Genomic DNA, 7275 nt, shown 5'->3' on the forward strand with positions numbered 1-7275 from the left:
TTTTCCATTAAAAGTAATAGGCTCATCTATTATCGGAGTTTTATCTATAGTAGTTGGTATTTTTAATCCTTCAAGTATAGGAGAGTCCATATTTATCTCAACGCTATCAACCTCATCATTTTTTATAAATAAATTAGCTTCCAAAACTCCCCTTAATGTTTCTATTTTCATTGGGTTATTTTTTGATATATTATTATCATAAGCATATTTTGCCACACATCTTATGCCATTTCCGCACATTTCAGACTCAGAACCGTCATAATTAAACATTCTCATAGTTACATCAGCTATTTTACTAGGCATTATTAAAACAATACCATCAGCACCAATAGAATAATGTCTATGACTTAAAATTGGAGAATATTTTTTGGCATCTTCAACTGTAAAACTTTCTTTAAAACAATCTATATATATATAATCATTGCCTATGCCATGCATTTTAGTAAAATTCAAAGTCATAATAATAAACTCCAAAATGTGAAAAATATTTATTTATTTTACTTTAATTTCTATAGTTTTAGCTTTTACCCTGCTGTTTGAAACAGTTACTGCTATAAAGCCTTTTTTGTTATTAGATTTTACCCAGAAAGAGTAATATCCGCCCTCAAGTACAGGGTTATCATTTCCTATTAAAGAACCAGAACCTTTAACTTCTATCTTTATAGCTTCGTTAATATATGGAAGTCTGTTTCCTATAGAGTCAATAGCCTTTACTGTTATTCTTGTAGCGTCCCAAGCAGAACCATTGCTTACAGCATTAATTTCTTTATCATCAGCAATTACTTCCAACTCTTTGAAAGTAGGATTTTTTAAGAAATGTTTCTCTATTACAGCATTTCCGTCAATATATCCCACAACCTTAGCATCTTCCCAATTCATGGCACTAACACCAGGAATATTTCTATCCATTTGTATAATAACAGGAGCATGCTTTAAACCTTGATATTTTCCAGTAGCAGGATATTCTTTTGCTAGTAACTCATTCTTATAATAAAACTCCACATAATCACAATTTGTAGCAACCATTAAAGGAGATATTCCGCCTATAGCTCTCTCCCCTCTTGCATATATAGTAATAGGCTCTAATACAACACAATCTTTTTTGTTCATCTGTGAAGAGTATACGCTTGCAGCCAATTTTTTATTTCTAAACATATCGCAAACACCATGATAGCATATTCTATCACCCGAACCAAAATCATAATGAGTATGATAATCAAAAGCACACCAACCAGTAGAACCAGATATACTGTCATCTATAGCAACAGCATTAATAACATCAAAATGTCTTTTAGTATGCTCTATCAAACGCTCTTCAGAGTCTTGCATCTTTGTAGGGAACATATGTCCATTATATTCTGTTATCATATAAGGTACATTTTTATCTAATTTTGTAACAAACTTTTGAGCTCTTATAGGGTCATTAACTCCATCGCAATTAAAGTCATTCATAGTATACACATCTTCTAAAAGCTCACTTCCCATTATATATCTAACTCCGCCTGTTTGTCTTGTTTTATCTAACTTGTGAGCTACTTTATTAGTTTCTTTGTAGAAGCTATGATTATCCTGACTCTCATTAATTCTCACTCCCCATATAATTATAGAAGCATGATGAAAATCTCTCTCTATCATATCTTTTACATTTTCTATAGAAACATTCTGCCAATTCTTATCTCCTATATGCTGCCAGCCTGGTATCTCTTCAAAAACCATTAAGCCTATTTCATCACATCTATCTAAAAAATGTCTTGAAGCAGGATAATGAGATGAACGAACTATATTAAGCCCCAAATCAAACTTTAGTATATCAGCATCTTTTTTCTGCATTCTCTCAGGCATAGCATAACCAACATAAGGAAAACTCTGATGTCTGTTTAATCCTCTTAATTTTATTTTTTCACCATTCAAAAAGAATCCGTTATCTCTAAACTCAACATCTCTAAAGCCTATCTTTACACTAACAGCATCTTCATTAGAAAGTGAAGCCTCAAGTCTGTAAAGTCTTGGATTATCAATATCCCAAAGCTCTATTCTGTCTGTATCAATATATTCTTTTATATTTATATCAGTAAATAATTCATCTTTCTTTAGACTAATTTCTTTTTTTATTTCGCATATATGATACGCTCTATTGTAGAGATTAATAAATAAAGTTTCTTTTTTGTCTTCTTTTTTGCTGTTTCTTATTCTCACTTTTCCAGTTATATTTTGATTAGCATCGCCAACAATCATAATATTTTCAATAGATACTTCATCAACTACAATAATTTGTACTTCTCTATATATACCACCGTAGCATAAATAATCTATTTCATTTCCAAAAGGAGGAATATCTTTTCTCTCTGTGCTGTCAACTTTAACTGCTATAATATTTTCTCCATCAACTAAAGAATCTGTAATGTCATAAATAAAAGGTAAATACCCACCTTTATGTTCCCCAAAGCTCTTAGCATTTACAAATACTTCTGCAGCAGCCATTACTCCTTCAAAGTTAATTAAAACTCTTTTATTTGCAAAATCTTTTTTATTATAATTAAATATATTTTGATATCCAGCAACAAGCCAAGTATCAGACTCATCAAAATAATGAAGAGGTATTTCTTTTACAGTATGAGGCAAAGTTACGGTTGTTGATTTTAGAATGGTATTTTTTATATCATCATTCCAATTTTCTGAAAACTTCCAATTAGTGTTAAAATCAATTACTTTTCTCATAATAGCTTTACTCCGATAAGGCTTATAATTTTTATTATTAAATATAGATTTTATTATTTAAATAACAAAAAATCAATTATAATTTTATCATTTTTTAATAAATAACTAAAAAAATAAAATTATCTCATAGGCTTGAAAAAAAAAATCTTATATTATAAACTACTATATATTTTAAAATGAAAGAGCGGGTAAAAGATGAAAAAAGTTATTATAGCACTATTATTTATTTTTAGTATTAATGTATTTGCAATAGACGATATGTTAGACAAAGATAATATGCATAACCTTATAGACGGAGTAAACTCTACAAGGGCTGGAAGCGATAGAATAAGCACTATTTATAACTTTTCTCCACTTATGAATCATAATACACCTTTTAAACTTGGTGTTTCTATATTAGATTTAAGATATATGTTTGACAACACAATCACAAACTCTCAAGGAGAACAAAACTTTGCAATAGCTCCTAAAGGCTTTATTGGTTTAAGCTATGGAATATTCGGCATAGGTTATCAATTTAATTTATACAATAATTTAAATGAAAAAAATGCTCCTATAATATCAACACACTCAGCATCTTTTGGATTTGCAACAGATAAATACAGATTATCAGTTCCTGTATCTTTTGGTGTTGCTGATGGAAGTCGTTATGGTGCTAAATTAGCTATAAGCACAACTCCTAAATTTACATTTTTATTTAGAGGAGGCTTATTAGATGAGTTCACTATATCACTACATTATGGAATACAATTATCTTCAATTACAAATAATATAACAGATACTTCCGTTGCTCCTATGGTGATAGGAGGTAGTTTATATGGTACAGTTATGCTTTCAAGATTTGACAGTGCTCCTGTACAGATAAGTTTGCCTATAAAACTTGCTTTCTATTATGGTATAAAGAGTAGATGGGCTACTATTGATGCTGCTTATGCTGAAGATATGCTATTTAATTATTTATATAATGAAGACGGAGAGCGTGCTACAGACAGTATGCGTTTTTATATAATGCTTCCTGCTAAATTTGAATCTAAACTCGGAGCTTTATATTATTATATAATGCCAAGACTTATGTTTGAGGGTAATATTTATAAAACTACAGGATTATACAAACTCTATTATGGTATAGAGGGAGAATTGCAAGTTACTCTAATAGAAAATCTTACATTCGGTCTTACTGCATATGCTGATGGTCAGGGCTTAATGCGTAAAGACAGAGATTTTGAAATTAATAATGCCTTTGGTGCTGGATTAGACATTTGGGGTATATGGAGATACTAATATTGTAATTTTCACTCAATAAAATATAATACTCTATAAAAAATATGGAGTATTATAAGTGAATATTTTAGTTATAAATGGAAGCCCCAAAGGAAATGGCAGTATTACTTTACAAACATTGCTTTTTTTAGAGAAAGCTTTTACAAATCATAATTTTTCTTATTTAAATGCTGCTCAAAAAGTAAGATACTACGAAAAGAACTTTAATGAAGTAGAAAAAGAAATAAACAAAGCAGATATTATAATATTTGCCTACCCTGTTTATACTTTTTTAGTGCCATATCAACTGCATAGGTTTATAGAATTATTAAAAGAAAAGAATATTGATCTATCTCAAAAATATGCTACACAAGTATCAACATCAAAACACTTTTATGATACAACAGCTCATAAGTTTGTAGAAGAAAATTGTTTGGATTTGAATCTTAAATATATAAGAGGCTTTTCTGCTGATATGGACGACTTGCTTACAAAGAAAGGTCAAGAAGAGGCTATAGATTTTTTTAATTATTTAATATTTTCTGCTCAAAACAATATAAACTCTAATAATAATAATAATAATAATAATAAAGAAAAAAACAATATTAATATTTATAAAAGACAAGTTGAAACAACATCTATTAAAGATGAAAATAAAGATGTTGTTATAGTTACAAACTGTGCTAAAGATGACACTAATTTAAGAAATATGATAGAAGATTTTAAAGCTACGTTTAATTACAGCACAAGAGAGATAAACATTAGAGAGTATAAATTTCATGGCGGATGTATGGGTTGTTTCGGCTGTGCTATTACGGGTAAATGTGTTTATAAAGATGGATTTGATGAGTTTCTAAGAAGAGAGATACAAAAGGCTAATGCTATTATTTATGCTTTTACTATAGAAAATCATTATACACATTCTAGTTTTAAGATTTATGAAGATAGGCAATTTTGTAATGGACATAGAATGGTTACTGAAGGTATGCCTGTTGGATATATTGTAGCGGGTGATTATGAGAGAGAATACAATTTACAAACACTAATTGAAGCCAGATGCGAAGTTGGAGGAAATTTTTTAACTTATGTTGCCAATGACAATAAAGAAAACACTTTAGAAGAATTAAAAAAACTCTCTCAAACTATGAATTATGCTATACTAAATAAATGCTCCCGACCAAAAAACTTTTACGGCGTAGGAGGAATGAAAATATTTAGAGATTTAATATATATTATGCAAGGAATAATGAAAGCTGACCATAAATATTATAAAAAACATAATATATATGATTTTCCTCAAAAACAAAGAGGAAGAATGCTTCAGATGAAATTAGCAGGATATTTAATGTCTATTCCAAGCGTACAAAAGAAGATGCGTGGCAAAATGAATCAATATATATTAATGCCGTATAAAAAAATAATAGATAATACTTGCAAAAAAATAAATTAATAATTATAAAATAATGATATTACATAATTTTTTTAGTATTGTTTTTATTATTAGTATATAATACAATAAATCATTATTACAAATTTATTTTAGGGGTAGAATAATGATTACAGGTATATCATCAACTAGTAATACCAATAAATATGTGCAAAGCATAGGCGGTGTAGAAGTTACAGTTACAACCGACCTTACAGAGAAAACTACAACTATCAATGTGGCGGCAAAAGTAACAGGCGGAGCTTTAAACGCTCAAGCTTAAAACAAATATTTATAACAATATAATTTTTGGGGATTTATGAAAAATATTTTTTTTATTTTACTAGCTTTATTCTCTTATAAGCTTTATTCTTTAACAGACGATGAAGTAAAATTTTTAAAAGCATGTGAGAACGGAAAATATGAAACTGTTATAACTATGTTAGATAGAAAGGTAAATGTAAATGTTACAACAGAAGATGGACTTACTGGTTTAATGCTTGCTTCGCATAAGGGGTATCCTAATATAGTAAAACTTCTTATACGACATAATGCTGATGTTAATATAGTAGATAATGTTGGATATAATGCTTTGATATTTGCTGCTTCAGAGGGAAGAAACGATATTGCTAAAATGCTTATAAAGGCAAAAATAAATATTAATGCCAAAAACAGCTATGGAGAAAATGCTTTGCATGTGGCTTCATACAAACTCTACAGCAATGTTGTTCAAACTCTAATTGACTCTGAAATAGATATTAATGCGGTCAATAATGATGGAGATAATGCTTTGATGATGGTTTTCATGTCGGCTGCTACAAGGGAAGAGATGATGCCTACTATTGAAATATTATGTAAAAACGGAATAGATGTTAATGCTAAAGATAAAAATGGAGAATCTATAATAGCATATATAAGAGCTAACTACAAAAAAGGAGATGCTCTAATAGAATATTTAAAGCAATATGGTGCTGTAGAATAATTAATACGCTTGAATTTTTATATTTTTATTATATATTATATCAATCATGGAAAATAATATAAATGAAAATATAAATGTTCAGCCTCAGGAACAAAACTCTAATAATGATTCTAATTCAGCATCATTATCTAATAATGAGTTTAAAGTTTCTCTATCAAGCATAGATTATGAAGGTCCTCTTTCAATACTATTTGATATGCTTAAAAGAAGCGAGAAAAATATATACGAAGTTTCAATATTAGAAATAATCGACCAGTTTATAGAATACTTAAAAGAGCAAGCGGCATTAAATTTAGATTCTACAGGCGAGTTTTTGGTAGTAGCTTCAGATTTTCATTTATACAAATCAAGAATGTTACTCCCGCACGATATGGACGATGATAAGTTTACAGATAGGCTTAAATTTGAAATAGTAGAGCAGATGCTTGAGTTTCAAAGATATAAAATGGTATCTGAAGAACTTGACAGGCTTCAAGAATATTCGGACTCTATATTCGAAAGAAAAGATACAGAAAGAGTTAAGTTTTTTCAAAATAATAGCAACAATGAAGATAATGAAATGGCTTGGAAAGATGTTACTCTTTATGATTTGGTATATGCTTTTACAAAGGTGCAATTTGTGCCTGAAACAGATTTGGCTGTGCTTTCTGGTATGTCTAATTTTCATATAGATAATGCTATTGATATGATAAGAATAAAATTAGCTGAAGAAGATGTATTTCCATTTATAGTTTTATTTAAAGATGGTGTTACAAAAAGGCAGCTTGTTACATTCTTTCTTGCTATGCTTGAACTTGTTAAGGAAAAAGAGATTTTATTGAAACAAGACATAAAATTTGGTGATATTTACGTATTTAAAAGAAAAGATAATAATAATAATAATAATAAT

Annotated in this window: 7 protein-coding genes; 5 read left to right on the top strand and 2 right to left on the bottom strand. The window is 29.0% G+C overall.

Features of this window, described 5'->3' with window-relative positions:
* Positions 1–459, bottom strand: a 459-nt coding sequence (gene dapF, locus E6A48_RS05035; RefSeq protein ID WP_219708969.1) for a diaminopimelate epimerase, incomplete at its 3' end; no start/stop codon positions are given.
* Positions 460–492: 33 nt separating this feature from the next.
* A complete protein-coding gene (locus E6A48_RS05040; RefSeq protein WP_219708971.1) occupies positions 493–2718 on the bottom strand; it encodes a glycoside hydrolase family 2 protein in 2226 nt (741 codons plus the stop codon).
* Positions 2719–2913: 195 nt separating this feature from the next.
* Here E6A48_RS05040 and E6A48_RS05045 point away from each other — a divergent pair, with 195 nt between their 5' ends.
* The 5 genes from E6A48_RS05045 to E6A48_RS05065 all read left to right on the top strand — a co-directional run.
* Positions 2914–3999: a variable surface family protein gene (locus E6A48_RS05045; protein WP_219708972.1), complete on the top strand. Its 1086-nt coding sequence runs from the start codon at positions 2914–2916 to the stop codon at positions 3997–3999.
* Between the two features lie 58 nt (positions 4000–4057).
* A complete protein-coding gene (locus E6A48_RS05050; protein ID WP_219708975.1) occupies positions 4058–5428 on the top strand; it encodes an NAD(P)H-dependent oxidoreductase in 1371 nt (456 codons plus the stop codon).
* A gap of 103 nt (positions 5429–5531) precedes the next feature.
* Positions 5532–5687 (top strand): hypothetical protein, encoded by a 156-nt coding sequence (locus tag E6A48_RS05055; protein ID WP_014932940.1) that lies wholly within the window; start codon positions 5532–5534, stop codon positions 5685–5687.
* Positions 5688–5723: 36 nt separating this feature from the next.
* The gene (locus E6A48_RS05060) at positions 5724–6386 is read left to right on the top strand and encodes an ankyrin repeat domain-containing protein (RefSeq protein ID WP_219708977.1); all 663 of its coding nucleotides are present in this window, start codon (positions 5724–5726) and stop codon (positions 6384–6386) included.
* 46 nt (positions 6387–6432) lie between these two features.
* Positions 6433–7275, top strand: an 843-nt coding sequence (locus tag E6A48_RS05065; RefSeq protein WP_219708979.1) for a segregation and condensation protein A, incomplete at its 3' end; no start/stop codon positions are given.

This window comes from Brachyspira pilosicoli, from assembly GCF_019402445.1.
Taxonomy (GTDB): domain Bacteria; phylum Spirochaetota; class Brachyspiria; order Brachyspirales; family Brachyspiraceae; genus Brachyspira; species Brachyspira pilosicoli_B.

Coding starts and splice junctions, on each gene's coding strand:
- E6A48_RS05040 (WP_219708971.1), bottom strand. CDS start 2,718: ATGAGAAAAGTAATTGATTTTAACACTAATTGGAAGTTTTCAGAAAAT.
- E6A48_RS05045 (WP_219708972.1), top strand. CDS start 2,914: ATGAAAAAAGTTATTATAGCACTATTATTTATTTTTAGTATTAATGTA.
- E6A48_RS05055 (WP_014932940.1), top strand. CDS start 5,532: ATGATTACAGGTATATCATCAACTAGTAATACCAATAAATATGTGCAA.
- E6A48_RS05060 (WP_219708977.1), top strand. CDS start 5,724: ATGAAAAATATTTTTTTTATTTTACTAGCTTTATTCTCTTATAAGCTT.